Genomic DNA, 26,992 nt, shown 5'->3' with positions numbered 1-26,992 from the left:
AGCGTTAGTGCACTTCGCCATTTAATTTTTTAATCAGCGGGTCAATTTTCTCCAGATCATTGAGCGACAGAATTTTTTTGGCTTGTTTGGCCAGCACGTTTTCTTCGCTCTGCAGGATTTGCGACTTCACGCTCAGGATATGCGCCGGGTGCATGGATAACTGGCGCATGCCCATGCCGACCAGCAAGCGCGTTAGTTTGATGTCGCCCGCCATTTCGCCGCAGACAGAGACCGGCTTGTCATATTTGGCGGCGGCGGCAATCGTCATCTGGATCAAGCGCAAGACGGCTGGGTGCAAAGGGTTATACAAATGCGCCACCGCATCGTCGGCACGGTCAATCGCCAGCGTATATTGAATCAGGTCATTGGTGCCTATGGACAAAAAGTCCAGCTCCTGGGCAAAGGCGTCAGCATTGATGGCGGCGGCCGGTACTTCGATCATGCCGCCGATAGGCACTTGCTCGTCAAACGGGATGCCTTGCTGGCGCAGCGATTCTTTGGCACGGGCGAACAGCAGTTTGGTTTGTCGCAGTTCTGCCAGGTTGGACAGCATGGGAATCAGGATTTTCACCTGGCCATAGTGCGAGGCACGCAACAGGGCGCGGAACTGGCTGTGAAAAATATGCGGCTCGGCCAGGCAATAGCGCACGGCACGCAAGCCCAGCGCCGGGTTGATGGCCGTCACCACTTCATCCGGGTTCAGTTGCTTGTCGGCGCCAATATCCAGCGTGCGGATGGTGACCGGCTGGCCTTTCATGGCCTCCGCCACATGTTTGTAGGCTTCAAACTGTTCCTGCTCATCGGGCATTTCGGTGCGATTCATAAACAGGAACTCGGTCCGGTATAAGCCTACGCCGACGGCGCCCGAGGCTTTGGCGGCAACCACATCGTCCGGCACTTCAATATTGGCCAGCAAGTCAATCGCCACCCCATCCACGGTGACGGCTTTGGTGGTTTTAATCCGTTGCAGTTTTTGCTGGGCAAGTTGCCACTGGTTTTGCTTGAGTTGGTATTCCGCCAGCACCTCAGGGTCAGGGTTGACGATGACCACGCCTTCGCTGCCATCGACTATCATCAGTTCGCCGTCATTGATCAGGTCACGGGCGCGCTGCAAGGCGACGATGGACGGAATATTCAGGCTGCGTGCCAGAATCGCGGTGTGTGAAGTAACCCCGCCGACATCGGTGATAAAGGCTGCAAACTGGTGATGTTTGAACTGGATGGCATCTGCCGGGGAGACATCATGCGCCACCAGGATCATGGCGCGCTCTTGTCTGGCTTGCAGTTTTTTCTCGCTGGCGGCCAGTTGGTCGCGGCCCAACAAGACCTTGATTACACGCTCCACCACCTGCACCACATCCTGCTTGCGCTCACGCAAATAGGCGTCTTCAATCGCGTCAAACTGGGCGACGATATCATCCATTTGCTGTTTGAGCGCCCATTCGGCGTTGCACAGTTCATTGCGGATAATGGCTTTAGGCGCTTCTGACAATGATTTGTCAGTCAGCATGGCTAAGTGGGTATTGATAAAGGCACTCAGTTCAGCCGGGGCATTTTTGGGCAGTTGTGCTTTGAGTTGTTCCAGGTCGTGCTTGACCAGACCGATTGCACGTTCAAAGCGGGCAATTTCCTCGTCGATGGCAGACGCCTCAATTTTGAAGTGCACGACTTCGAGCAGGGCATGCGAAATCAGGTGTGCATGGCCGATGGCAATGCCACTCGATACCCCGACGCCATGCATGCTAAAGCTGGTCAATTATTCACCCTCGCCAAAATAGTCGTTAACCAGTGCTTCGAGTGCGGCCAGCGCCTGATCTTCATCCGGGCCGGTGGCTTCAATGTCAATGGTGCTGCCCTTGGCGGCGGCCAGCATCATCACGCCCATAATGCTTTTGGCATTGACTCGACGGCCATTCTTTTCCACCCAGACTTCGCTCTTGAACTGGCTGGCAGTTTGGGTGAATTTGGTGGAGGCGCGTGCGTGCAAGCCGAGTTTATTGATGATTTCTAAAGAAAGTTTGGCCATGGTTTATGTGGTTATTGTGCGTGATGACAAGTGGTTTTGGTAAAGTGGACAACGCCGTCGCGGCCACCGCTGAGGGCCTTCTGGATGCAGGAGTGCAAACCCTCGTGACGGTAGTTGAGCACGCGCACCAGCATGGGCAGGTTCACGCCAGCCACGCCCTCGGTCTCGTCTGGTGTCAGCAGTTTGGTGACGATATTGCAAGGGGTTGCGCCATAAATATCTGACAACACCAGCACCCCCTGGCCACTGTCCAGGCTTTGCACCAGTGCCTGCGCCTTGGGCAGTACCGTTGCCGGGTCATCATTTTTTGAAATTTCCAGATAATCCAGCTGTGCCGGGCGGTTGCCCATCACATGTGTGGCGCAGTCAATCAGGCTGGGTCCCAGGCTACCGTGCGCAATAATCAAAACACCAATCATAAATGTACTTTCAGAGTCTCGTTACGGGGTAGCGATCGCGGCGGCATCCTGCAGTTCGCGGTGGCGAATCATGACTTGATGCTGTTGCTTGAAATACGCCCCCAATTGTTCCACCAGATAGACGGAACGGTGTTGCCCCCCGGTGCAGCCGATGCCTACCGTGACATAGCTGCGATGGTCGTGATAAAAGCTTGGTAGCCATTTTTCGATATAGTGCTGAATGTCTTGCTGCATTTCAAGCACCTGTGCTTCATTTTGCAAAAACTGCTGTATCGGCGCCTGCGTGCCATTGTAGGGTCGCAAAATCGGATCGTAATGCGGGTTGGGCAGGCTGCGCACGTCAAACACAAAGTCGGCATCGAGTGGAATGCCATGTTTAAAGCCAAACGAGATAAACGACAGCACCAGCGAATGCGAGCGGGCGGGCAAATAGCTTTGTTCAATTTGCAGCATCCAGTCCCGGGTGTGGTTGCGCAAGGCATTGGATGACAGGTTGCTGGTATCCACATGGTGGCCCAGATTATTCAGGCCAGACAGCAAATCACGCTCATGTTTAATGCTCTCGGCCAGCGCTTGATCTGGCGTGCTGAGCGGGTGTTTGCGCCGGGTTTCAGAGAAGCGCTTGACCAGCGTCTCCAGGCTGGCATCCAGAAACAGCAGATGCGCGGCAATGCCCTGGCTCTTGAGGGTTTTCAGGATGTCGGGTAAAGACTCAATCGCAATGCTGCGGCTATCAATACTCACCGCCACTTTGGCCGCATCACGGTTGGCCACATGGCTCTGGATATGCGGCAGCAAGGTGGCCGGCAGGTTATCAATGCAGTAATAGCCGCTGTCTTCAAACACGCGCAAGGCAATGGTTTTACCCGAGCCGGAGAGCCCGGTCACAATCACCAGTTGCATGTGCTTAACCCTGTGGATGTCATCGTAATTTGCTTTCTCTGAGCATGATCTGTTTTTGCCGCTGTGTCAGTTGTTTGGTGGCATTGACACCACGCAACAGCAACATGTGATTGCGTACGGCGGCTTCTACCAGTACCGCAATGTTGCGCCCGGCCGCAATCGGGATAATCACCTTGCTGATCTCTACATCCAGCACTTGTTGCGTCTGCCGGTTGGCACTGAGCCGGTCCAGGTCCTGCGGCTTCAATTCGTCGGCCAGCTCCAGCTGTATCATCATATCCAGCGGTTTGGTTGGTTTGACTGCATTATCGCCATAGAGTGCGCGGATATTCAAAATGCCGAGACCTCGCACCTCCAGAAAGTCTTGCAACAGCTCCGGGCAGCGGCCTTCAATGCGTTCGGGCGAGACCCGGTAAAAATCCACAATATCATCTGCCACCAGCCGATGGCCCCGTGAAATCAGCTCGAGCGCCAGCTCGCTTTTACCAATCGCCGCACTGCCGGTAATCAGCACGCCAAAGCCTTGTACCTCCATAAACACACCATGCAGGCTGGTAGTTTCTGCCGTCGCTACCGCCAGATAATGGCTGAGTAATTCCATCAGTTGCGGGCTGATCATGGGCGTCGTGAATAAGGGGGTTTGCGATTGTTGTGCGGCTTCCAGCATGACCGAGGGTACTTTTTCGCCATTGGCGACCACGACCATGGCCAGGTCGGTTGAAAACAGGTTGCTTACCGCCTGTTGCATGGCCAGGATGCTGAGCCCACCGAGGTAGTCCATTTCGGCACAGCCCAACACTTGCACCCGGTTGGGGTGCACAAAATTCAAATGCCCGACCAGTGCCAGTGAAGGCTTGGTCACAGTGCCTGAATTGAGAATTTTCTGACCGCCAGACTCGCCTGCTACCCATTTCAATTTGAGTTTACTGCGAATCTGCTTGTATAAATCGGCTACAGAGATTTGAGCCATAAGTTGTTAACGCATCAACAAAGTGTTGGACTCATTTTACAACTGAATTGATTCGGGTGGCGTGAAACGGCGTAAAAGTAGCGGGGGCGGGGTGAATTCTCTACCCGGTCGGGTAGAGAATGGCGTTAAGGCTTATGAGCTTAACTGGTGTTTCACAGCGCCACCGGATTTGTGGTGGTCGCCATTTTTTTCCTTGTGTTTCACGACCTGGCGGTCAAGTTTGTCGGTCAGCATGTCGATGGCACTGTACATGTTTTCGTCTGAGCAGGCGGCGTGTAAGTCGTTGCCTGGCACATGCAATGTCGCTTCAACCTTTTGGGCAAGCTTTTCAACAGACATGGTGACTTTGACATCAATCACATGATCAAAGTGATTGCTGATACGCGAGAACTTGGATGATACGTACTCGCGCAGTGCTGGAGTGATTTCTAAATGGTGTCCTGTAAGTTGTAAATTCATGACAAACTCCTTGTTTTCGGAAAGGGTCTTATCAGGGTTTTGCTGGATCATTCAGCAAATGTTGGATAGATAAGACAGTTTCAGTTTACTCTTTTGAAAAACAGATGCAACCCGGAAGTGAGCGGGGTTTTTGATCTTCATCAGCGTTTATGCGGCTATTCTTAAGGCGTTGTCAGGGCGAGATGCTAACGCGCTTTTCTCAAGGTGAGGTTAATGCGTTGCGGGCCAATGAGCGGGTGCTGCCCAGGCTGAACTGGCGCGACACCATGATAAAAGCGCCGGCTGGCGCCGCCCCAGACCACCACATCGCCATGCACCAGCGGGATTTTCACCGGCTTGTCCGTCCGCCTGGGGCCGCCAAATAGAAACGTGGCGGGCAGGCCGAGCGACACTGACACAATCGGCTGCGTAAAATCCTGCTCATCTTTATCTTGATGCAAGCCCATTTTGCTGCCGGGAGCATACACGTTGATCAAACAGCTGTCGGGCACAAAGTCGGCATAGCCTGCCTGCTGCGCGGCGGTCGCAGCCAGCTGTAAAATCACCTCCGGCATCGCTGGCCAGGGTTGATGGTTGGCGGGGTCAGCCGCCTGGTAACCATAGCCAGCCGCACTGCCTACCCAGCCCCAATCACCCATGCTGCTGGTGCGCACTGACATCGGGTAACCCATGGGCGTCATCATCTGCCGGGGTGGATGGGCAGACAGATGCTGTGCCAGACAAGACCAAAGCACTGGCATGCAGGGCAGCGCAAAGCCGGATAGCCAGCAGGCACCCGGGGCCAGCATCACTTTAGAGGGGGTGTCTTGTGCAAATAAGTCCATGCGTTCTCGCGGCGATTAGGGCATCCACACCAACGTGACATTTTTCTGTTTTGCCAGTCGCTGCATGTGGGGAATGGCGCGCTCCAGTTGCAACAGGTAGTCTGCAGCCGATTCCTGATGAAATCCCAAGACCATGACGGCAGGGGCATGGTTCAATAAAGCTTCAAACAGGCGCAACAGTTGTTGCGTGTTGGTGTAATCCGCCAGGGCGGCGTTATCCGGGTATTCCATCAATTGATAAGACAAAGCATACGGTTGTTCCAGCGGTGTGCTGCCCGCATGCAGCTGTTGCAATCCCTTGATCAGGGGACTGTCGCTGGGCCAGCGCGTGGTCAGCAAACGCGCATCAATGCGCGAGCTATCCCAATAAAAGCCATTCGCAACCAGTGCGGCTTGCAACTTGGGCCCCAGTTGCCAGGCGCCGGCGCGGAAATGCCGGGGACGGTTAAAGCCGTTTTGCACCATCAAATCACTGCTGCAATGCACCAGCCGCGTCAGCTCGGTCTCGCTGTAAGCAAACTCCAGGCTGACAGAATGACCGCAACTGGCCTGTCTGCAATGTTCATCGCGGCCAGAAATCGAGGGCGTGGCCTGATAGGTGAGCCCGCAATACTCAACCAATGTGCGCATGGGGTGCAGATGCAATCCCACCGTGTCCTGCGGTAAAAACGTGCTGCGAATCAGGCTGCCTACCTGGGCGCGATGGACCCCAGGCTGGATAAAATAGACCGGATTGACCAAATGCAACATCGGAATGTCTGGAAACTGCTGCCGAAAGCGTTGCATGGCCTGTAGATTGTCTTCATCCAGCGACAAGCCTTCCCAATCGACGGTGATCCAGAGTTGCATGGTGTCCGCCGCCATTGCCGGGGATGTCAGCAGTAATGCCAGTCCCAGCAACAGTCTCTGGATCACGATGCGCATCTTAGCCTCGCATGAGCTTCTCGTAGGTTAGTCCTGGGGACACTTGATGGTATGGTTCACAATGTTTCCATCCACCAGATGGATCGTTTCCTCGCCCAAGCGGCATTTATTGTCAGCATCCATGGTCCAGGTATTTTTATAGGTTTGTTTATAACGCGTATTGTCCCAAGACCAGTGCGTCTCACTCCCTGCTGCTGCATCGCCATCGGTTTCGCCCAGTTTGTGGTAGCCATCAAATTTTTTGTCTAATACGGCCACCTTGATTGCGGCAGGGGTATGCCAAATGAGCTTGGCCGCCGCCCCTCTCATTTGAAACAACCATATCGGGCAAGCGGCCTCACGGCACAGGCAAGCATGTGCTGGTTTCACCAAATAAGCTTTTGCCGTTTTGCTCAGGCGTACCACTTGCGTTTCCAGTAAAGCGGCAGGCTTGGATTCCCCGCAACTAGCACTATTGGCCACCGACGGCTCTTGCGCCAGCAAAGTCATGATGGCCGAAGGCATTTTTGCCGGTTGCCTGAATGGCTCTTTGGTGACGAAACTTTCCTCTGCATGTGCGCAAAGCGTCACAAACCAGAGAAAACACAAACTGAATACTGAAATACGTGATGTCATGAAAATAAACCTTTAGTTAAGGGGCAGACTGCTTGCGATAGCAGGCCGGCATCTTACCCGATTAAATCTTGCCGCATTTAATCGGTTGCTTAAGACTTGCGGGTGCGCCCCATCTATATCGGCAGAGTCGCACGGAGTCAACGACGGCTCATCAGCGTTACCGCCTACTGCCTGATTCACCGCACCCGCTTGCAGATTGTAGGCGATTTTGCACGCCGCAGCCATGTGAAGCGATAGCGTATAATCTTGCCTATGTCTTTGTCCATCCGCCAGATTCTTGCCCATCAGGGCTATGCATTCCCCAAGTTGCTTGCCTACCGCATCCTCATGGTGCTGTCGTACCAGATGATGATGGTTGCCATCGGCTGGCATATCTACGAGTTGACACACGATCCCTGGTCCTTGGGGCTGGTCGGCCTGGCAGAAGTGATCCCTTACATGGGTAGCGCGCTGTTTGCGGGGCATGCCGTGGATCATTACTTCTCGCGCCGCGGTTTTGCCGCCGTGTCGGCTTTTTTTCTGGCGGTGAACGCCGGGTTACTGGTGATGATTACGCAACAACAGCCCGCCCATACTGCCTGGTGGATCTATGGCACGGTCTGCCTGACCGGCTTTGCCCGCGCCTTGATCTCTCCCAGCTATAACACGCTATTTGCCCTGATTATCCCGCGTGCCTCCATCGCCAAGGCCTCTGGCATCGGCAGCTCCATGTTTCAGATTGGGCTCATTGTCGGCCCCGCTATCGGCGGTTTGCTGATTGGGTTTGCTGACAAATCTATCGCTTATGGGCTGTCTGCACTGCTGGCACTGGCCGCATGTGTTGCTGCGCTGGCCTTGCGCGTGACCGAGCACCATAGCCATGAGCCAATGAAAGTCTTTGCCAGCATCGCTGAAGGCTTGCGCTTTGTCCGCCGTACGCAAGTGGTGCTCGCCGCGCAACTGCTCGATATGTTCGCCGTGCTATTTGGCGGTGCTGTCGCCATGCTGCCTGCCTTTGTGCACGATATCTACCAGATGGGCCCAGAAGGCCTGGGGTTATTACGTGCCGCCCCCGCACTGGGCGCTATAGTGTCCGGCGTCTGGCTCGCCAAACACCCGATTCATGAGCACAGTGGCCGCTGGCTGCTGTTTGCCGTGGCTGGTTTTGGTGTGTGCATGATTGCATTTGGCTTGTGCACCAATTTTGAATTAGCCATGCTGATCCTGGCCATTTCCGGCATGATGGACGGCGTCTCGGTGGTGTTACGGCAAACTATTCTGCAACTGGCCACGCCCGATGGCATGCGCGGCCGCGTCTCGGCCATCAACGGCATTTTTATCGGTTCTTCCAATGAGCTAGGCGCGTTTGAATCAGGGCTCACCGCCAGATTCATTGGGCTGGTGCCCTCGGTGGTGTTTGGGGGCTGCATGACGCTGGCAGTGGTAGGGGTGACGGCGTTCAAGGCGCCAAAACTGCGAGATCTGCACCTTTCGCAGTTGCACTGATTGTGGTGTGTAGGCCATGCGCGATCTGGACGCCTTATTTCAAGCCCTGCAACGCTCCGATTTCCGTGCCCGCTTCAAACTCAACGCCAAAGACCAGCACTATTTGCAACAAAAAGGGTTGGCGGTGGTGCTAGACCATGCAGAAAAATTTATTGCCGAGCGGCTGGCCCCGGCTACTCCGGCCAATGACGGTCAGCAAACGCCGATGCGCGGACATCCGGTGTTTGTCGCGCAACATGCTACCGCTACATGTTGCCGGGGATGTTTATCCAAATGGCACCAGATTCCTGCTGGCCGAGCGCTGACCCTGGAGGAACAGGCGTATCTGGTGGTGGTGATTGAGCATTGGCTGGCGGCAAACTTACAGCAAGCTTAATTTGGCACCGTCTTTGCGAACATTCGGGCTGCATCAATATCAATCATTCAGGCAAATCGGTTAAGATGTTGCGCGTGGGTGAGCGGTGGCGAGGGCCACTACTGCCTCTATCTTTAGTTAGTGGAGCGTGTGTTGCAATGAATAAAAAAATGATGCGGATTGTCACCCTTGCCATCGCGGTAATCGCGTTTGCCTGGGGGATTTATGAGATACAGATTCCGCACAAGATGGTGGCTATGGCCGCATTTGCCTTGACGCTGATGGCGCTGGCGGTGAATTATTTTGGCATTGAGGTATTTGAGAAGCAGCATCGTGGCCTTTCCCTGGGCATGCTGATTTTTCTGTTTGGCTTTTATGCGGTCATGAATGAATACAAGCCTGCCGGTACGATATTGACGGTGGACCAAACCCGCTATGAAGTCGGTGCACAATTGATGGAGGTTGACGGCAGTGCGGCTTGCGGCAGCCTGAGCGATGCGCGCGAGGCTTTGCGTGAAGCGGCCAAGAGCTGTTTCGCGTTGTCTAAGGACAAGCGCGTCATGTGGTTTGGCAACAAATCAGTCCCGCCGCGCAAACCAGCAGATTTTGGTTTGACCGTGCCAGCCAGCCAGCAACCTTTAGACGGTTGTGCAGCTTGGGTCGCCGTCATCAACCAGCAATGCCCGACCTATTTGGGCGCACTGGACCAGCGCTCGCTGGATAACCTGCTCGGCAAATAAGCCCCATTCTAATAACTTGCCCGTGGCTAGCCTGTTTGGTTAGGCACGGGTGAGTGCTTGTCAGCGTCACGCAATATACGGCGCATCTCTTCACGACTCCTCCCTCCGGCGCTCTGCTACAGCGCTCGTTACGCACACGCCTGTTTAAACAGGGATGCCTTCATCCTGCAGCAAGGGTATTTGTCATGGGGAGGCTCGCTTTTGAGCGAATTGGGTGAGTGGTGTTTACTCGTTATTCAACTTAGGCTGTGTACCATATGCATCGTTAAGGCAGCACATGTGCCATGTAGCCTACTTGCGTGCCGAGGTCGATTGAGTGCTCTCAAGCATTGTCACGCTCAGGTGGTCTAGCTGACTTAGACAAAAGGGATGGTTGAAGGCATGGATTGATTTCGAAGGACAGCAAAAACAAAGGGATTCCGCAAAACGGAATCCCTTTGTTTTGTCAGATCGCGAGCTTTAGACTGGGCGATCTGCTTAGGCTTGGTTTGGGTAACGCTTAACGCCAGCCACCGCCCAAAGAACGATAGAGATTGATCATGGCAGACATCTGTTGCTGCTTGGTGTCTATCAACTCCATTTTGGCATCCAGCGCATCACGTTGCGTCAGCAGTACTTCACCGTAATCCGCGCGGGCATTTTTAAACAGCTGGTTGGCCACGTCAATCGACTGCGTCAACTGGTTAACCTGGTCGGTTTTCAGGCTGAAGTTTTTGCTCAGGTTGTCGACGTTGGCTATTTGATTCGCCACTTCCATATAAGCATTGATAATGGTTTGCTCATACTCGTAAGCTTTTTCAATTTGCGAGGCACTGGCATTTTTATACTCGGCAATGATTGCGTTCCGGTTGATCAATGGCCCCATCAAGCCCGCGCCCAGTGAAGCGCCCAGTGCATCTGGGATATTCAGCAAATACTGCGGCTTGAAGGCCTGAAACCCCAGTCCGGCGTTCATGGTGAACGATGGATAGAAGTTGGCTCTGGCCACATCAATATTCAGTTTGGCCGCTGCCAGCTCGAGCTCGGAGCGACGGATATCCGGGCGGTTGGCCAGCATTTGTGAAGGCAGGCCAGTCTCGACTGCTTTGGGCTGTAGTTCCATGAAGCCATCGCTGTTGCGTGCAATTGGTTGCGAGGTGCGACCCAGCAGCATATTGATGCGGTTCTCAGCCTCGGTAATTTGCTGCTTGATCACGTACTGCTTGCTCTGGTTCTTTTTCACTTCGGCTTCAAACCGTTTGACCGCAAGTGAGGTTGAGCGCGCGTATTTCTGCAGCTCACGAATCACATTGAGCGCATTCTGCTGAATCTCAATGTTTTTTTGCAGCGTCAGCAACTGGTTATCCAGCGCGACCAGCTCGTAGTAGCTGTTGGCCACCTCAGCCACCAAATTGGTGACCAGGAAGCTTTTGCCTTCTGTGGTCGCCATGTAGTCGAGCACGGCAACTTGTTGTGCATTGCGCAGTTTGTGCCAGATGTCGACTTCCCAGGAGGCTACCAGCCCAAACTGGTAGTCGCCAAGAAAGGTCGGGAAGGATTGATTATGAATCTTGAGGCCATCTTCGACCGCACCCAGCCGGGTAAACTTGCTGGTTTTTTCATAATTGATGCCACCACCGGCATTCACAAAAGGCAGATAAGCACCGCGTCTAGCCTGAATTTCGTTCTGCGCCATCGAGATACGCTGCGCCATCATCTGGATCTCTTTATTGTTGGCCACGGCCGTATCAATCAGAGAGACCAGATTCTGGTCCTGGAAGAACTCTTTCCAGCTCACACTGGCACTGCTTTGTGTGTCGGCCGCGGCCGCTTTACCACTATATTGCGCGGGTAAGGCGGTGTCGGCCTCCTTGGTCATGATGTTGGGGATCGCACAGGACTGCAGCATGGCTGCAACTGCACCGCTTACCAGCCAATACAGATATTTATTAGTGGTCATGTTCGTCTTCTTCTTCATGTCTGTTGTACTCGTAGGACTCAGTCAGTGGGTTCTGATCTTCCTTGCGGATCAGCGTTTTACCGTCCGCCAAGCTGGCGAATATATAGTAAAGGCCAGGAATCACGACCACACCAAAGAGCGTCCCGAATAACATGCCGCCCAAGGCCGAGGTACCGATGGTCCGGTTACCAATCGCACCGGCCCCGGTCGCGACCGTCAATGGAATCAGGCCGGCAATAAAGGCAAACGAGGTCATCAGGATTGGTCTGAAACGTGCTTTTGCCCCGGCGATGGCGGCTTCTTTGATAGAGGCACCTTTTTCACGCGCTTGTACCGCAAACTCTACAATCAGCACTGCGTTCTTACCAAGCAAGCCCACCAGCATGATCAAGCCAATCTGCGCATACACGTCATTGGCCAACCCGGCCATTTTCAGCAACAGGAAGCTACCGAAAATACCAACTGGCAACGACAGCATGACCGCAAACGGAATAATGAAGCTTTCATATTGTGCGGCCAGCACCATGTAAACGAATACCAGCACCACCATGAAAATAATGATGTTTTCATTGCCACGGCGTTCTTCGTCAAAGCTCAAGCCTTCCCAGCCCACTGAGTAGCCTTTAGGCAGAGATTTAGCGGCTTCTTTGATGGCATTGATTGCAGAGGCTGTGGTGTAGCCTTCAGCAGGCTCGGCACGCAGCGCTGCAGAGTTAAACAGGTTGTAACGGGTAATTTCGTTAGGACCCTGTTGTTTCTTCATAGTCATGAAGGCTGAGTAAGGCACCATCTCGCCATCTTCATTGCGTACATAGTAGTTCAGGATGTCGCTAGGGAAGCGGCGGAACTCAGGCGCAGCCTGGGTATACACCCGGAAGTAGTAGTTAAAGCGGATGAATGCCAGCTCAAAGGTACTGCCCACCAGCACATCGAGGTTGTCCATCGCATCGGCAATCGTGACTTTTTTCTGCATGGCACGTTGCGGATCAATGATCAAGTCGTACTGTGGATAGTTGGCCGCATAGAAGGTAAACAAACCGGTTAATTCTTTGCGTTTTGCCAGAGCCTTCATGAAGTCTTTGTTGATGTCATCAAACTTCTGGTAATCCAGCGAGCCGGTTTTATCCAACAAGCGGAAGGCCAGACCGGAAGCGGTACCATAACCAGGCACTGCAGGCGGTTCAAAGTATTCAATCCGCGCGCCAAAGTTTTCGGTGGCTTTCTCCAGTAATTTGAGTACGTCGGCAACCGTCTCTTTACGTTCTTCCCAGTCCTTGAGGTTGATAATACAAGTACCCGCGTTAGAACCGCGCCCTTCGGTCAGCACCTCGTAACCCGCCAAGGCGGTCACAGACTGCACTGCAGGAATTTTCTTCGCTACTTTTTGCAGCTCTTGTGACACCTGATAGGTGGTTTCCAGTGTTGAGCCTGGAGGGGTCTGGATAATTGCATAAATCATGCCCTGGTCTTCACCGGGAATGAAGCCCTCTGGAATGATTTTAACAATCGAAACAATCCCGAAAGAGAACAGCCCAATCACTAGAAAGGTGATCGTGCGCTGAGTCACCAGTTTTTCAAGGAAGGCCGTATAGTAGTCGGTCACCTTGTCAAAGCCCTTGTTGAACAGGTCCAAAAACAGGTTGATCGGGTTACGGCTTCTGGGCTGGCCATGCGTATTCTTCAAGATCATCGCGCACAGCACCGGGGTCAGGGTCAGCGCAATAATGCCTGACAACACGATGGAGGACGCCATGGTGATCGCAAACTGGCGGTAGAACACACCCACCGGACCTGGCAGGAAGGTGATCGGCACAAATACCGAGGTCATCAGCAAGGTGATCGCGACCACTGCGCCGCCGATTTCACCCAATACACGTTGTACTGCGGCGTAAGGGCCGACATGGTCAGAAGCCATTTTGGCGTGCACCGCTTCCACCACCACAATCGCATCGTCCACGACCACCCCGATCGCCAGCACCATGGCAAACAGCGTAATCAGGTTGATACTCAAGCCAAACGAGCTCATCACTGCAAACGCCCCGATCAGCGAGATGGGCACCGCGATCAACGGAATCAGGGTAGAGCGCCAGTCACCGAGGAAAATGAACACCACCAGTGATACCAGCACAAACGCTTCAACCAGCGTATGCAAGACCTTGTGGATAGAAGCATCTACAAAGCGTGACACGTCGTAGTTGATTTCATAGGTCATGCCAGCTGGGAAGGTGGGTTTGAGCTCTTCCAGCGTTTTCTTGACGTTTTCAATCACTTCTTTCGCGTTGGTGTTGTAGTTTTGCTTCAACACAATCGAGGCAGAAGGATAACCGTCTTTGTTGGAGTAAATGTCGTAGAACTCACTGCCCAGCATGACTTTGGCAATGTCTTTCAGGCGCAGAATCTCACCTGAGGGGGTGGAGCGAATCACAATATTTTCATATTGCTCAGGCTTTTCATAGCGGCTGGCGCTATACACCAGGGTGTATTCTTTGGCTTGCGCCTGCAGCCCCGAGCTTTGCCCCAAACGGCCTGGACGACCAATCAAACTCTGGTTGGACATCGCATCCATGACTTCTTTGGAAGACACGTTGTAAGCCCGCATGCGGTCCGGGTTTAAATACACCCGCATGGCATATTGACGGCTACCCAAAATCTGCGCCCAGGCAATGCCGTTCACGCGCTGGATTTCAGGAATCACGTTAATTTGTGAGTAGTTGTAGAGGAATTTCTGGTCCGCGTTTTTATCGGTACTGTACATGTTCACGTACATCAACATGCTAGGCTGTACCTTGTTCAGGATCACCCCTTCCAGTTGTACCAGCTGTGGCAGACGGTTGATGACCTGGTCCAGCCTGACCTTGGTGTTCACCATCGCTTCGTTCGGGTCTACCCCCTGGTCAAAATAGACCTGGATGGTGGCTTCACCCGCACTGGTCGCGTCGGACACGATGTATTTCATGCCGGGCACACCGTTAATGGCGCGCTCCAGTGTAATCAGTGACGATTGCACCAGCACGCTGGCGCTGGAGCCAGGATAAGCCAGGAAGATCAATACGCGCGGTGGCGCAATGTCTGGAAACTGCTCGACCGGCAGACTTTTAATGGACAAGAATCCAGTAAACGTCAGGAGCAGGGACAGTACGATGGCCAGTACTGGGCGTTTGAGGAATATGTTAAGCATATGTGTTCACCTGATGTTTCGTTATTCTGCGTACAGCTTCAGTTCAGGAACAACCTTGTCGGGTGTTTTAAAGTCCTCAATGATCTTGTCACCTTTGGTGACGCGGCGCAGGCCTTCAATCAACACATGATCGGTGTCTTGCAGGCCGCTCTCAATGATGGACATGTCTTGAATGTCAGCCGCCACTTTAACCAGTCGTTGTTCCAGTTTGTGATCCTTGCCCACCACGAACACATACTGTTGGTCGAGAATTTCAAAAATCGCTTTTTGTGGAATCAGCATGGCGTTTTTGTAAGGGATATCCATCATGATGTTACCGGTCTCGCCATGACGTAACAGACGCTCAGGGTTCATGAAGCCTGCCCGGAACTCGATGTTACCGGTTTTGTTGTCAAAGTCGGCTTCGATGGTTTCGATGACCCCCTGTTGGTTAAACACCTGGCCATTGGCCATGCGCAGATGCACCTTGACCTGTTTTTCATCTTCATGACGGGCTTTAAAGTCCAGATACTCGGATTCTGGCACGTTAAAGTACACCCACATTTTGCTGATGTCAGACAGTGTGGTCAGCAAGTCACCCTCTTGCATCAGGCTACCTTTCCGCACAAACAGGTGGTCCATGATGCCGTCAAACGGGGCATTGATGTCGGTAAAGTTCAAGTGTGTCTGGTGCAGGTTCACTTCAGCCAGCGCCTTGTCGAGTTTGGCTTTGGCAATCGCCAGCTCGTTTAGCGACACAACATTTTTTTCGGCCAGCGCCTTGGTGTTTTCGTATTCAATCTGAATGGCATTGGCCTCAGCCTTGGCGCGCATCAATTCCGCCTGGTAGATATTCGGCATGATCTTGAACATGGGCTGGCCAGCTTTGACATATTTGCCTTCGTCGACAAAGATATCCTGCAAGTAGCCACGCTCCAGCGCGCGCATTTCAATATGCCGGATGGCATGAATCTGGCAGACATACTCTTTAATCAGCGTGGTGTCTTTGCGCATCGGGGTGGTGACTTCCAGTTTGGGAAGCTCTTCCTTGGGCGCTTCTTCTTTATGACAAGCGCCTAGCAGGGAGCCAAGCAAGCCTAAAACGATTAAGTGCTGTTTCATCATAAGTGTGTTCTTATCTTAATTAAATTGAAGAGGAATACTGGTTAAACAGCCATCTGGCATCTTGTAGGCGTATGCCGCCAGGGAATGTTCACCCACCGTTGGACTCTGGGCGCCAGTACCATGTCACCGGGCATGATGCAGGACAGGGAGGGCGCATCGGTTACAAACACTATCAACTTGAATCGGGGAGTAACAGCATGCGCATGGGCACAGAGTGGCCTAAACAGATACGGGGGGAGCCCGTGAGTGCAGGTGGCGAACCACCGTGCGGTGTTTGATCAGGCGCTGACGTGGCAAAGCCAGTAGCGCAAACGGAATCACGCAGGCAATGACGAAGCTTGCGGGCAGGTTAATCAAAGGCAGTAGTGAGGGAAACGGCGATTCACCATCGGCGGAAGGTTCGCTAATCTCGGCAATCCGCACGCGCACCACATCATCACGGTAGCTGGAGTGGTCAGAGAACTCTGCCACCAGGGCCACCCCGAGCACAGCCAGCAGCACTGTGACGACCCACAGTCTGAGCTTGTATGCGGCTGTATTCAGAGGTTTATCCATATATTCAGTGAATGGCTATCATCAATGGTTGTTAGTATGGGGTGTATGTTTACGGTTTATTGCTGTGATAAGGCACTGTTTTCACTGGCTAATCGTTTTGATCAGCCAGGGGACGCTTTCACACATTGATCGCCGTAATGGGATTTACAATGCTTACATTAAACCCTTTTACGTTTGGAATGACAATACGATTTTGCGCCAAGTTCGGCCAAAATGGCCGTTTGTAAGCTGGGTGTCAGCTAGAAGCCCAAATGTGGCCGTAAATAGGTCAATACGATGGGCAGGCCGATGGCACTGATCACGCCATTGAGCCCCATCGCCATGCTGGCAAACACCCCGGCTTCTTCATTGACACTAAACGCGCGTGTAATGCCCAGACCATGCGCGCCCACCCCAATCGCCGTGCCGCGTATCCACCACTGCTGAACTTTGACCGCATTGAGGATATAGGGGGCCAGAATCGCCCCCAGCATGCCGGTGATCACGGTAAACACTGCCGTCAGCGTCGGCGACACGTTCAGGCGCTCGGCAATGCCCATGGCAATTGGCGCCGTCACCGATTTGGCATACATGCTGCCCACAATGTTGTCGGTCGCGCCCATCAGCTTGGCAATGGCCACCGCGCTGGCAATAGACACCGTACTGCCCACGGTGAGCGCCACCCAGATATGAAAAATCTTGCCTTGCATGCGCTTGAAGCCGTTGTAAATCGGCACTGCCAGGGCGACGGTCGCCGTGCCCAGCAAAAAGTGCACAAACTGCGCACCTTCAAAGTATTTTTCATATGGCATGTCCAGCAGGTCTATGGTCAGGCAGGTGAGCAGCACCGAAATGGCGACCGGATTGACCAGCGGATGACGCTTGGCGCGCACATACAACAGGTAGCCGAGCTGATAACTGGCCAGCGTAATAATCAGCGCAAACAGCGGGTCACCCGACAGGTAGACCCAGATTTCGGCAATTGGCAGGCGCTTACTCATGGCGGTGCCCCTTATTGCGCTTGAGTGAAACATACCAGAATAGTTTGAGCACAATGGCGGTGACGGCGATGGTCAGAATCACGCTCACCAGCAGGGCGGTGCCTACCGCCAGGGCGTGTGTTTGCAGCTCGGGCAAAAACAGCAGCACGCCGACCGAGGCGGGTACAAATAACAATCCCAGATGCTGGCGGAAACTGTCGGCCACCAGGCCGAGGTCGGCATTCACCTGCCCACGGGCACATAAAAACACCAGCAAGAGCAGCAGGCCTAGCACCGGTCCGGGGATGCCGGGTAAAAAGAATTTACTGAGCAGTTCGCCCAGCCCCTGCCATAAAAAAAGTTGTACCAAGCCTGAAATCATCTGTGAATCCGTTTGTCTGTGTGGTCCCTGCGTGATGGATAAAGCCATACGCCCTTGAATCAGCGCTATGTTAAATGCATTTTTTTATTTCGCCTATCCGGTTTAGGCGAGCTCGGGATTTCCACCCAATGCTCCAGATTACGCCTTGCGCCGACAGGCAAGGAGCCGCCTTGTGCTTGTGATAAAATATTACTTTTGTTTTCAAGTTGATACGCATGACGCAACTGCCGGTTTCCGCAACTGAACAATGGCTCCGTGAGGCGCTTTCCCAACGCATCCTGATTCTGGATGGTGCCATGGGTACCATGATCCAGCGCTACAAGTTGACCGAGGCCGATTACCGTGGCGAGCGCTTCAAGGATTTTCAGGGCCCGGCAGGCGAACGCGAGCTGTTTGTCAAAGGCAACAACGAGCTGCTGACCCTCACGCAACCGCAGGTGATCCAGGAAATCCACGAGCAATACCTGGCCGCGGGCGCCGACATCATTGAAACCAATACCTTTGGTGCCACCAGCGTCGCGCAAGATGATTACCATATGGCGCATCTGGTGTACGAGATGAACGTCGAAGCCGCCAAGCTGGCCAAGGCCGCCTGCGTCAAATACAGCACGCCGGACAAGCCGCGTTTTGTGGCGGGCGCTCTCGGGCCTACGCCAAAAACCGCGTCAATCTCGCCGGATGTCAACGACCCCGCGGCCCGTAACGTCAGTTTTGACCAGCTGGTGACTGCTTACCTGGAACAAATCCGTGGCCTGGTCGAAGGCGGCGCCGATATCCTCATGGTAGAAACCATTTTCGATACGCTTAACTGCAAGGCCGCGCTGTTTGCCATCGACAGTTTCTTTGAAGAACAGGGCAAGACCTGGCCGATCATGATCTCCGGTACGGTCACTGACGCCTCTGGCCGCATCCTGTCCGGTCAGACCGTGACTGCCTTCTGGCATTCGGTACGCCACGCCAAACCGCTGACCGTCGGCCTCAACTGTGCACTGGGTGCGACCCTGATGCGCCCGTATGCCGAAGAGCTGAGCAAGGTCGCCGATACCTTTGTCTGTATTTACCCGAATGCTGGTTTGCCCAACCCGATGTCTGATACCGGCTTTGATGAGACGCCCGACATCACCGCCAGCCTGGTTAAAGAGTTTGCACAAAGCGGCTTTATCAATATTGCCGGTGGCTGCTGCGGGACTACGCCGCCACACATCAATGCCATTTACAACGCGATTAAAGACTTGCCACCACGGCAGGTACCCACCTTACCGGTGACGACCAAGCTGTCAGGCCTGGAACCGTTTGTGATTGATGAGCAGTCGCTGTTCGTCAACGTCGGTGAGCGTACCAATGTGACGGGTTCCAAAGCGTTTGCACGCATGATCATCAACGAGCAATACGAAGAAGCGCTCAGCGTGGCGCGCCAGCAGGTCGAAAACGGCGCGCAGGTCATCGATATCAACATGGACGAAGGCATGCTGGATGCGGTCAAGGCCATGACGCATTTCCTGAATCTGGTCGCCTCCGAGCCGGACATTGCCCGCGTGCCCATCATGATCGACTCCTCCAAATGGAACGTGATTGAAGCCGGCCTCAAGTGTGTGCAGGGCAAAGCGATTGTGAACTCGATTTCGATGAAAGAAGGCGAAGCGGAGTTTTTGCGCCAGGCCAAGTTATGCCGCCGCTACGGGGCTTCCGTCATCGTCATGGCGTTTGATGAAAAAGGCCAGGCCGATACCTTTGAACGCAAAACTGAAATCTGTAAGCGCGCTTACGATTTGTTAGTGAGCACTGGCTTTCCGCCTGAAGATATTATTTTCGACCCGAATATCTTCGCCATTGCCACCGGCATTGAAGAACACAACAACTACGCGGTGGACTTTATCGAAGCCACGCGCTGGATCAAGCAGAACCTGCCGTATGCGCGGATTTCCGGCGGCGTGTCTAATGTGAGCTTCAGCTTCCGCGGCAATGAGCCTGCGCGTGAAGCCATCCATACCGTGTTCCTCTACCATGCGATTAAAGCCGGCATGACCATGGGCATCGTCAACGCGGGCATGGTCGGCGTCTATGACGATATTGATCCGGAATTGCGTGAGCGCGTCGAAGACGTGGTGCTTAACCGCGTGGTGGACCCTGAGAATCCATTAGCGGCCACTGAACGCATGATTGAGATTGCGGGCACGCTGGTCGCTGGCGGCAAAAAAGCCGAAGCGACTCTGGCCTGGCGTGGCACACCTGAAAACCCGGTGCCTGCCAACAAGCGCCTCGAGTATGCGCTGGTGCATGGGATTACCGATTTTATTGTCGCCGACACTGAAGAAGTGCGTCAGGAGATTATGAGCAAGGGCGGCCGCCCGATTCATGTGATTGAAGGCCCTCTCATGGACGGCATGAACGTGGTCGGCGACCTGTTTGGCCAGGGCAAGATGTTTTTGCCGCAAGTGGTGAAATCCGCCCGCGTCATGAAATCCGCCGTGGCGCACCTGATCCCGTTTATTGAAGAAGAAAAAGCTGCCGAAGAGCGCCGTACCGGCATGGTCGCCAAGCCCAAGGGCAAAGTGGTGATTGCCACGGTCAAAGGCGATGTGCACGATATTGGCAAAAACATCGTCTCGGTGGTGTTGCAGTGCAACAACTTCGAGGTGGTGAACATGGGCGTCATGGTGCCCGCCGCTGAAATCCTGGAGATGGCCAAACGCGAGAATGCGGACATCATCGGCCTGAGTGGACTGATTACACCATCCCTCGAAGAAATGGCCTACATCGCCAAAGAGATGCAGCGCGACCCGCACTTTGTTGAGCAGCAAACCCCCTTGCTGATCGGTGGCGCGACCACTTCCCGTGCGCACACCGCGGTGAAAATTGCACCCAATTACACCGGCCCGGTCATTTACGTGCCCGATGCCTCACGCTCGGTCAGCGTCATGCAAAACCTGCTCACGCCGGAAACGCGTGGGGCTTACCTGGCTGAGATCCAGGCCGACTATGAAAAAGCCCGCCAGCAACACGCCAATAAAAAAGGCGTGCCCATGCTGAGCCTGGCTGAAGCACGCGCCAATGCCGCACAACTCACTTTCACGGGTGATTATGCGCCACTGAAACCCAAGTTTATTGGCCGCCGCGTGTTCAAAAACATCGACCTCGCCCTCATCGCGCAATATATCGACTGGGGTCCGTTCTTTCAGACCTGGGACCTGGCCGGGTTTTATCCGGCGATTTTAAAGGACGAAGTCGTCGGCGAAGCCGCCACCAAGGTGTTTGCTGAAGCGCAAATCATGCTCAAGCGCATCATTGATGGCCGCTGGCTCAGCGCCAATGGCGTGATCGCCTTGCTGCCCGCTAACCAGGTGAATACGGACGATATCGAAATCTACACCGACGACAGCCGCAGTCAGGTCGCCTTGACCTGGTACGGTATGCGCCAGCAAACGCAAAAACCGGTGATCGACGGTGTTGCCCGCCCCAACCAGTGCATGGCCGACTTTATTGCGCCTAAAGGGGTAGATGATTACATTGGCCTGTTTGCCGTCACCGCGGGTCTGGGCATGGAAAAACGCCTGGCCGAGTTTGAGAAAAACCACGATGACTACAACGCCATCATGTTCAAGTCACTGGCCGACCGTTTGGCTGAAGCTTTTGCCGAATACATGCATGAGCGTGTGCGCACTGATTTCTGGGGCTATGCCGCCGATGAAGACTTGAGCAACGAAGCGCTGATCAAAGAGCAATACCGCGGCATCCGCCCGGCGCCCGGCTACCCGGCCTGCCCGGACCACACCGTGAAGTCCGAGATGTTCAAGGTGTTGCAGGCAGAAGAAATTGACATGCAACTCACCGATAGCTACGCCATGATTCCGGCGGCGGCTGTCAGTGGCTTCTACCTCGCGCACCCTGAGTCGCGCTATTTCAGTGTCGATAAGATTGGCAATGATCAGGTGGAGGATATGGCACAGAGAAGGAATGTGGATAAAGCTTGGTTGGAGCGGTGGTTAGCGCCTAACCTGGGGTAAAGGGGTTGATGGCAGATAAAAAAGCGCACACTAGTGCGCTTTTTTGTTGGGTTTAAAAGGTCATGATATGGATTGGCAGGCCGCTGATTGGCTCAAAATGAGACTCTTAGGAGGTAGGGTGGGCATGCATGCCCACGCGGATGATTTCTTGTCGTATGGAATGGTCTTTTTCGCCTCTAGGCGAGTGACTTTTCTTTGCTTGCCCAAAGATAAAGTCACCAAAAGAAATGCACCCCAGCTTCCGCTTGTTCCCTGCGTTGCTCAGTTTAGGACTTTCGTCCGCTGCTTTGCTGGACTTAGGACAAGCGGTCACGAAACTCGACCTGGCAGCTCACAAAATACGTGAGCTGCTGCGGGACTCGAACAGTCGCTCCCTTTATTAGTAGGGGGGGTGTGGAATCTGGACAGTCACAACCGGGCGGAATTGGCCGGGTCGCCGCATAAACAATAGATTAACACGTGTTCATTAAAATTCTTGATTTCTGGACAGTAGTGATAAAAATTCGGGATAAAAATACGGGGTAATAGCGATTAATTAAAATTTAATTGGGGTATAAATCCCCATTAAATAGCATTTAATTAATTTTCAAACACGATTTAAAACAGCCATTAAATGATCGTTGACAACATCGTCGACCAGACGTTGATCACTATCAGGATATCCGACCAATTCACGAGCAGGCAGTCCTGGATGATTTACTTTTTTGACAATGTGATCCCCAAACTTTAGCGCCTTACCATTTTTTGGTTTAATCACATAAGGATCGGTACCGGTATGGTGCCAATAAGCAAGCTCTGCATTTCTGGCACCATCAAAGCCTAGCATTAAAGTATTACCGTCCACCTGGTAATTAAAAGACTGCAGCATTTCACCTGTTTTATTGAGCGGGCCGCCCTTGCGCTTTTCCAGCTTCGAGGATTCTTTAAGTGGTGCCCAGTCTGAGCCGTCCGGGGCTTTCCCAGCATAGTGACGATCTGTATTAACCATCTCAAGAGCGCTGCCAACACTACCAAGCAGTGTCTCTGGATGCATAAACTCATGACTTAGCACCGCTACCAGGTGCTTAACCGAGATATCTTGATAATCGATCACTAATTGCATATACTGTCCTTGTGGTGACGAAGCTGTGGCTGTGCAAAGCCCTCAAATCCGATCCATAAAAGCGGCCCGCACAAGCCGCTTTTTATTTTTTGTAGACCAGGCGGCCATCGCGCTGCTTGTCAAAATACTTAAATCTCTCATCTTCGGTTTTTTGTGTCTGCATAAAGGTTGTTGCGCCAGTCCAGCCGGTGCGGCCCCACTCAAATACAGCCACGCCAAACTCATTACTGCCATCAATTTCAAACGCCCGCAGATATCGGCGTTTTAAACGCCAGCGGCCAGACTCTTTATTGTCTTTTACCCACACCCACCAAATTTCGTCAGGGTCGGCAACCGTCATCGCCAGCAGGTTGATATATTGCAGCCGGTTGGCCTTGTTCTCTTTTGCCAGCCACTTAAAGTCGCCACTGCCATCAGTAAATAAGGCTTTACTGATCACTACCGAGGTTTGCGCGGCATCAGTAAACACGCTGCCGACTTCCATATCCGCACCAAACACGTCCAAAAAATCCGCAACGGCCTGCTCTGGCGGTGTGTCAGGTGGCAAAATGGCGGCCTTATCAATCACTGTCGCTTTGCGCATACTCGTTTTGATTGATGGTGCATCAATGCCACGCGCTTTGAGCACGGCATCATAGCCCTGCAAAGGCGGCACGGTCAGCGGCTCTAGCCATGCCTTGCCGGGATTATAGCCAAAGCCGGGGTCAATTCCTTTAGGTACCCAAACCTCGCGCGGATTGCTGCCATTTTTACCCACGGTCACTTTGACCATGTCAATAACAGGTCTTTGATCTGGCCCAGTTAACCCTTTTTGTGTCCACATGCGTTTAGCTTCGCCTACAGACAAAGCATAAACGCGACATTTGCACCCCCAGCCACATTGCGGATAATGAGTATCAAACCAAACATCATCAGCAGGTAATATAGTGCCATCCCATAGCTTGTGCTCAAGTCTAGGATTTTCGATTGTTATGTGCCGATAAACCCAAAAGGGTTTTGTTTCTTTCAGTGCAACCATCTGGACATATCGCCCAGCGTTGTATGACTGTGTGATGTTGGTGTCGTAAATCACCCGACTACGCCAGCCTGGGGAGCCTTTATAAGACCAACCGTGCTTGGCTGCAATCTCGTTAAAACGCTCTTTAAAATCAGCATAGCCACCGCCGTTTTGCTTGGCGTCTTGAATCGCATTGTAAAAATCTTCAAGCAGCGCGTCTGACTGCGCGCCAGCCACCACAAAAGCCTTGCTGTGCTGCTGCTCCCAGATATCTGTCCAGCCAGAGGTGGGCAGCTTGATCTTTTGACGATAGAATTCAATCGCCTGCTTAAACGGTAACTGCGCTGCGCTTTCCATGTACTTAACTAAACCTCAATACGATGCTATATGCAAACTGATCGGGCGAGAGCCTGAGCCTGTGGCACCAGAGATACTGCAATGGCTGCTGGAAACGAAGCTGATAGAGCCTGAAATGTTTGGTTATCGCATGACTGAGTACGGTGAACAATGCATGCGTGAGACCGAAGCCGAGCGGGCACAACTTAAAAGTGACCAAAGCAACACCATAGGCATTTTTAAAAGAGACCGTTATCACTCTGACGATGATATGACGCTGCATAAACGCAAGCCGCTGGACCCGACGCCAACCAAAGCAAAGCCACAGACGAAATATAAGTAGAGCAAGCATGATCAGCACTCGCGCCAGACACCTTTTTCAAGGTAACCATGCCAAGTTTTACCCTGATGTTGAGACTGCGTCAAAATAGAAGGTGACACCGTGATGGTGCCGTCTTCATGTTCTGTCACCTGGTGGCCACTGAGATTGCCCAGCATGCCGTTAGGTGTGGTGCAAAACCAGTCTTTGCCATTGGCCGTGCCATAAGCGCCAGCCGTTTTAAAAATGCGATAAACAAAGTCTTGCTCGCCATCAATTTTGTGTAGTCTGGTGCCTTGCATCATTGCCCCCTTGGTTTCATAAAAACAAGCCAATGAGTCAGGCCTTTTCGGCCTGATAAATGCCCAAATAAAGGCTCAATCGGACACAATTTAAGGACCTCATTAATTTTTACTTGAGTTTCGTTCCATTTAAAAATTAATATTCCATCCTTATCCAGAACCCTTAGGCATTCTTCAAAGCCAGTTTTTAAATCGGTCTGCCAACTTTCTGAGAGCTTGCCGTATTTAGCTGCCAACCAAGATTTTTTACCTGCACGAACTAAATGTGGTGGGTCAAAAACAACCAGCTTAAAACTACCATCAGCAAACGGAATACTTCTAAAATCCATCAGTGTGTCTGGCTCAATGTTTAAAGTACGCTGACCAGACTCATTGCCATGGCTGCGATCAATTAGGCTAATGCATACGTTTCTTATATCGCCAAATACAACATCTGGATGATGCTTGTTTTGATACATCATCTTGCTACCAGAGGCAGGGTCTAAAACTCTTTTAATTTCCATCAATCACCTCACTCCTACCCCCCAAATTAGCCGCTGCCATGCCCAGCGCGATTACCTCAGTCAGTGCCGGTACCTTAAACTCAGTTGCCAGCGCCTCTATGCCTTGAATGGCGGCGTCAAAGTCACCGGCTGCGCCGACGACGTCATAGATTTTTTGCACAAGCGCAGACTCATGCTTGGCACCAAGTGCAGCAAGTTGGGCGGTGTAGGCCTCGGTTAAGTCCGCTTGCGCGCCCTGATTTCTCGCCAGTGCGGCCAGGCGGCTGAGTGCGCCTTGCACCGGGTCTGCAGGCGGCGTGCCTTCTGGATTGTTTTTATTGTCGACATTATTGGCAGGTGTGGCCTGAGCAGGCTTGCCAAGCAGCGCCGCGCCTTTTTTGGCACGCGGGATTTGCATAACTTCATGAGCATATTCGACCTCGATTTCCATACCAAGCCCAACGCCTTTTTCGAGCACGGCGACCATCTTCTGCTGGTCCACGCTCTCTTGCGTCAGGTATTTAAATTTAGGCCTGCGGCCTGGCTCAAACATGCCGTTAAACATGTCAATCGGTGCGATCAGCTGCTGATCTATGGTCGGCTCCATATTGCCCACATCGTGCAGCAGGATCTCGCGGCGCACTTTGTCGTAGACCATAATGCGCGCTTCTGTGGTGGTTTTACCGTCCAGGTCACCGCCCAAAATGGCCTTGGATTGTTTTTCCTCCCAATAACCAATGGCATCTAAAAAGTCGGTAATAGACCCGCGAGAGGTGTCTTTAATAAACTCGATGGTCATGTTGGCAGGCACCACACCGGCACCATCGTTGCCAATGCTGCGCACAGCACGCAGCAGCTCATCACGCTGAGGTTTACCAATGCCCGCTGGGTATTTACCTAAGCGCAGAGGCAAGCCATACAGCTCCAAAAAGCGCTGCATATCTTGCACGTTGTAGGCTTTATAGGCATATGTCCAAGCCAGCACTCTAAACAGCGCCGCGCTTTCAATATAGCCAGATTTTGCCTTGTGGATATGCTTGATCCACCCATAGGGCCGCAGCGCTTCCGGAAGGCCGGTGCCGTTGTATTTGAGTTCGGCAGTGTCCTGGTCGGTGACAAACAGTTGCTGCGGCACATAGTGATAGCACTCTGGCAGCCAGACGTCGCCTTTTTTCCACTCAAGCTCGACCATAGAAAAGCCCTTGCCGGTTGCGTCGGCCAGGTCATACTGCATGCCTTCAAAACCGTTATTTTCGCGCAGCATTTGCTCAAGCTCTTTAATGCGCTTGAGTTCACCCTCGGTGGCATCGTCCGGGGCTTCAAGCTGCCAGCCAAGTGAGGTGATCGCCCGCTTGCGTTTTGCCATCTCAGCAAAAATGTGCGAGTCGTGCTCTTCAATCAGGTTAAACAGCTTGCTTTGCTCAGTGATCTGGCCTTGGTCAGCCATTGCAAAGGCACTGGCTAGGCGTGCCGGTGGCACTGTGATCACCGAGGCATAGTTAAGTGTATGCCCAAGGCTAGAGCGTGGGCCGACTTGTAAGTCAGTATCAGGCGTTGGGCGGCTGGCGGTTTGTTTTGCCATCGCTGCGCGGCGGTGTCTGTTTTTTGCCATG

General features: G+C 53.0%; 25 protein-coding genes. 5 read left to right on the top strand and 20 right to left on the bottom strand.

The window, feature by feature from the left end; genetic code table 11:
- Positions 1–4 precede the first annotated feature (4 nt).
- The 9 genes from ptsP to AACH41_RS13660 all read right to left on the bottom strand — a co-directional run bounded on the left by ptsP (position 5) and on the right by AACH41_RS13660 (position 7,140).
- Positions 5–1,756 carry a phosphoenolpyruvate--protein phosphotransferase gene (gene ptsP, locus AACH41_RS13700; RefSeq protein ID WP_338655756.1) on the bottom strand — a complete coding sequence of 584 codons (1,752 nt, stop codon included), beginning with the start codon at positions 1,754–1,756 and terminating at the stop codon, positions 5–7.
- The gene (locus tag AACH41_RS13695; protein ID WP_275357897.1) at positions 1,757–2,026 is read right to left on the bottom strand and encodes an HPr family phosphocarrier protein; all 270 of its coding nucleotides are present in this window, start codon (positions 2,024–2,026) and stop codon (positions 1,757–1,759) included.
- A gap of 11 nt (positions 2,027–2,037) precedes the next feature.
- Positions 2,038–2,445 (bottom strand): PTS fructose transporter subunit IIA, encoded by a 408-nt coding sequence (locus AACH41_RS13690; RefSeq protein WP_194748958.1) that lies wholly within the window; start codon positions 2,443–2,445, stop codon positions 2,038–2,040.
- 21 nt (positions 2,446–2,466) lie between these two features.
- Positions 2,467–3,348, bottom strand: a complete 882-nt coding sequence (rapZ, locus tag AACH41_RS13685) for an RNase adapter RapZ (protein WP_338655754.1) — start codon at positions 3,346–3,348, stop codon at positions 2,467–2,469.
- 19 nt (positions 3,349–3,367) lie between these two features.
- Complete coding sequence (gene hprK / locus AACH41_RS13680) at positions 3,368–4,318, bottom strand: HPr(Ser) kinase/phosphatase (RefSeq protein WP_194748956.1); 951 nt, start codon at positions 4,316–4,318, stop codon at positions 3,368–3,370.
- Positions 4,319–4,450: 132 nt separating this feature from the next.
- Positions 4,451–4,777, bottom strand: coding sequence for a ribosome-associated translation inhibitor RaiA (gene raiA, locus AACH41_RS13675; RefSeq protein WP_194748955.1), 327 nt, complete (start codon positions 4,775–4,777; stop codon positions 4,451–4,453).
- A 185-nt stretch (positions 4,778–4,962) separates the two neighbouring features.
- Entirely contained in the window at positions 4,963–5,601 is a 639-nt protein-coding gene (alkB, locus tag AACH41_RS13670; RefSeq protein WP_338655753.1) for a DNA oxidative demethylase AlkB, read from the bottom strand.
- 15 nt (positions 5,602–5,616) lie between these two features.
- Positions 5,617–6,525 (bottom strand): hypothetical protein, encoded by a 909-nt coding sequence (locus tag AACH41_RS13665; RefSeq protein WP_338655752.1) that lies wholly within the window; start codon positions 6,523–6,525, stop codon positions 5,617–5,619.
- Between the two features lie 27 nt (positions 6,526–6,552).
- Complete coding sequence (locus AACH41_RS13660) at positions 6,553–7,140, bottom strand: hypothetical protein (RefSeq protein WP_338655750.1); 588 nt, start codon at positions 7,138–7,140, stop codon at positions 6,553–6,555.
- 252 nt (positions 7,141–7,392) lie between these two features.
- Between AACH41_RS13660 and AACH41_RS13655 the strand changes: the two genes are divergently transcribed.
- The 3 genes from AACH41_RS13655 (at position 7,393) to AACH41_RS13645 (ending at position 9,720) form a co-directional block, all read left to right on the top strand.
- The gene (locus tag AACH41_RS13655) at positions 7,393–8,625 is read left to right on the top strand and encodes an MFS transporter (RefSeq protein ID WP_338655748.1); all 1,233 of its coding nucleotides are present in this window, start codon (positions 7,393–7,395) and stop codon (positions 8,623–8,625) included.
- Positions 8,626–8,641: 16 nt separating this feature from the next.
- A complete protein-coding gene (locus AACH41_RS13650) occupies positions 8,642–9,001 on the top strand; it encodes a DUF4186 domain-containing protein (protein WP_338655746.1) in 360 nt (119 codons plus the stop codon).
- 137 nt (positions 9,002–9,138) lie between these two features.
- On the top strand, positions 9,139–9,720 hold the full coding sequence (locus AACH41_RS13645) for a hypothetical protein (protein ID WP_313984966.1): 582 nt from the start codon (positions 9,139–9,141) through the stop codon (positions 9,718–9,720).
- Positions 9,721–10,219: 499 nt separating this feature from the next.
- On the opposite strand, the gene AACH41_RS13640 is transcribed toward AACH41_RS13645, so the two are convergent.
- From AACH41_RS13640 to AACH41_RS13615, 6 genes are all read right to left on the bottom strand, one after another.
- On the bottom strand, positions 10,220–11,659 hold the full coding sequence (locus tag AACH41_RS13640) for a TolC family protein (protein WP_228518856.1): 1,440 nt from the start codon (positions 11,657–11,659) through the stop codon (positions 10,220–10,222).
- The gene (locus AACH41_RS13635) at positions 11,649–14,837 is read right to left on the bottom strand and encodes an efflux RND transporter permease subunit (RefSeq protein ID WP_194748949.1); all 3,189 of its coding nucleotides are present in this window, start codon (positions 14,835–14,837) and stop codon (positions 11,649–11,651) included. The genes AACH41_RS13640 and AACH41_RS13635 overlap by 11 nt, the downstream gene beginning before the upstream one ends.
- A gap of 21 nt (positions 14,838–14,858) precedes the next feature.
- On the bottom strand, positions 14,859–15,941 hold the full coding sequence (locus AACH41_RS13630; RefSeq protein ID WP_275357881.1) for an efflux RND transporter periplasmic adaptor subunit: 1,083 nt from the start codon (positions 15,939–15,941) through the stop codon (positions 14,859–14,861).
- 219 nt (positions 15,942–16,160) lie between these two features.
- The gene (locus tag AACH41_RS13625; protein WP_338655744.1) at positions 16,161–16,496 is read right to left on the bottom strand and encodes a hypothetical protein; all 336 of its coding nucleotides are present in this window, start codon (positions 16,494–16,496) and stop codon (positions 16,161–16,163) included.
- A 239-nt stretch (positions 16,497–16,735) separates the two neighbouring features.
- Positions 16,736–17,476, bottom strand: coding sequence for an LrgB family protein (locus AACH41_RS13620; RefSeq protein ID WP_194748946.1), 741 nt, complete (start codon positions 17,474–17,476; stop codon positions 16,736–16,738).
- The gene (locus AACH41_RS13615; RefSeq protein ID WP_194748945.1) at positions 17,469–17,837 is read right to left on the bottom strand and encodes a CidA/LrgA family protein; all 369 of its coding nucleotides are present in this window, start codon (positions 17,835–17,837) and stop codon (positions 17,469–17,471) included. The genes AACH41_RS13620 and AACH41_RS13615 overlap by 8 nt, the downstream gene beginning before the upstream one ends.
- A 215-nt stretch (positions 17,838–18,052) precedes the next feature.
- Here AACH41_RS13615 and metH point away from each other — a divergent pair, with 215 nt between their 5' ends.
- Positions 18,053–21,841, top strand: coding sequence for a methionine synthase (gene metH / locus AACH41_RS13610; RefSeq protein ID WP_338655742.1), 3,789 nt, complete (start codon positions 18,053–18,055; stop codon positions 21,839–21,841).
- Positions 21,842–22,427: 586 nt separating this feature from the next.
- Here metH and AACH41_RS13605 read toward each other — a convergent pair.
- Positions 22,428–22,943, bottom strand: a complete 516-nt coding sequence (locus AACH41_RS13605; protein WP_338655741.1) for a phage virion morphogenesis protein — start codon at positions 22,941–22,943, stop codon at positions 22,428–22,430.
- Between the two features lie 82 nt (positions 22,944–23,025).
- The gene (locus AACH41_RS13600; RefSeq protein ID WP_338655740.1) at positions 23,026–24,297 is read right to left on the bottom strand and encodes a PBECR2 nuclease fold domain-containing protein; all 1,272 of its coding nucleotides are present in this window, start codon (positions 24,295–24,297) and stop codon (positions 23,026–23,028) included.
- Here AACH41_RS13600 and AACH41_RS13595 point away from each other — a divergent pair.
- Positions 24,296–24,619, top strand: a complete 324-nt coding sequence (locus AACH41_RS13595; protein WP_338655739.1) for a hypothetical protein — start codon at positions 24,296–24,298, stop codon at positions 24,617–24,619. The genes AACH41_RS13600 and AACH41_RS13595 overlap by 2 nt on opposite strands.
- A gap of 11 nt (positions 24,620–24,630) precedes the next feature.
- Here AACH41_RS13595 and AACH41_RS13590 read toward each other — a convergent pair whose 3' ends face one another.
- From AACH41_RS13590 to AACH41_RS13580, 3 genes are read right to left on the bottom strand one after another with little or no spacing between them, the layout of a single operon-like run.
- Positions 24,631–24,900, bottom strand: coding sequence for a DUF6527 family protein (locus AACH41_RS13590; protein WP_338655738.1), 270 nt, complete (start codon positions 24,898–24,900; stop codon positions 24,631–24,633).
- Positions 24,897–25,400, bottom strand: a complete 504-nt coding sequence (locus AACH41_RS13585; RefSeq protein WP_338655737.1) for an SAM-dependent methyltransferase — start codon at positions 25,398–25,400, stop codon at positions 24,897–24,899. The genes AACH41_RS13590 and AACH41_RS13585 overlap by 4 nt, the downstream gene beginning before the upstream one ends.
- Entirely contained in the window at positions 25,390–26,991 is a 1,602-nt protein-coding gene (locus AACH41_RS13580; protein WP_338655735.1) for a DUF935 family protein, read from the bottom strand. The genes AACH41_RS13585 and AACH41_RS13580 overlap by 11 nt, the downstream gene beginning before the upstream one ends.
- Position 26,992 lies beyond the last annotated feature (1 nt).

Origin of the sequence: Methylophilus sp. DW102 (assembly GCF_037076555.1) — a bacterium.
GTDB classification, from domain to species: Bacteria; Pseudomonadota; Gammaproteobacteria; order Burkholderiales; family Methylophilaceae; genus Methylophilus; species Methylophilus glucosoxydans.
The sequence above is the reverse complement of the archived record's forward strand: the minus strand, read 5'-3'. Positions and strand labels throughout refer to the sequence as shown.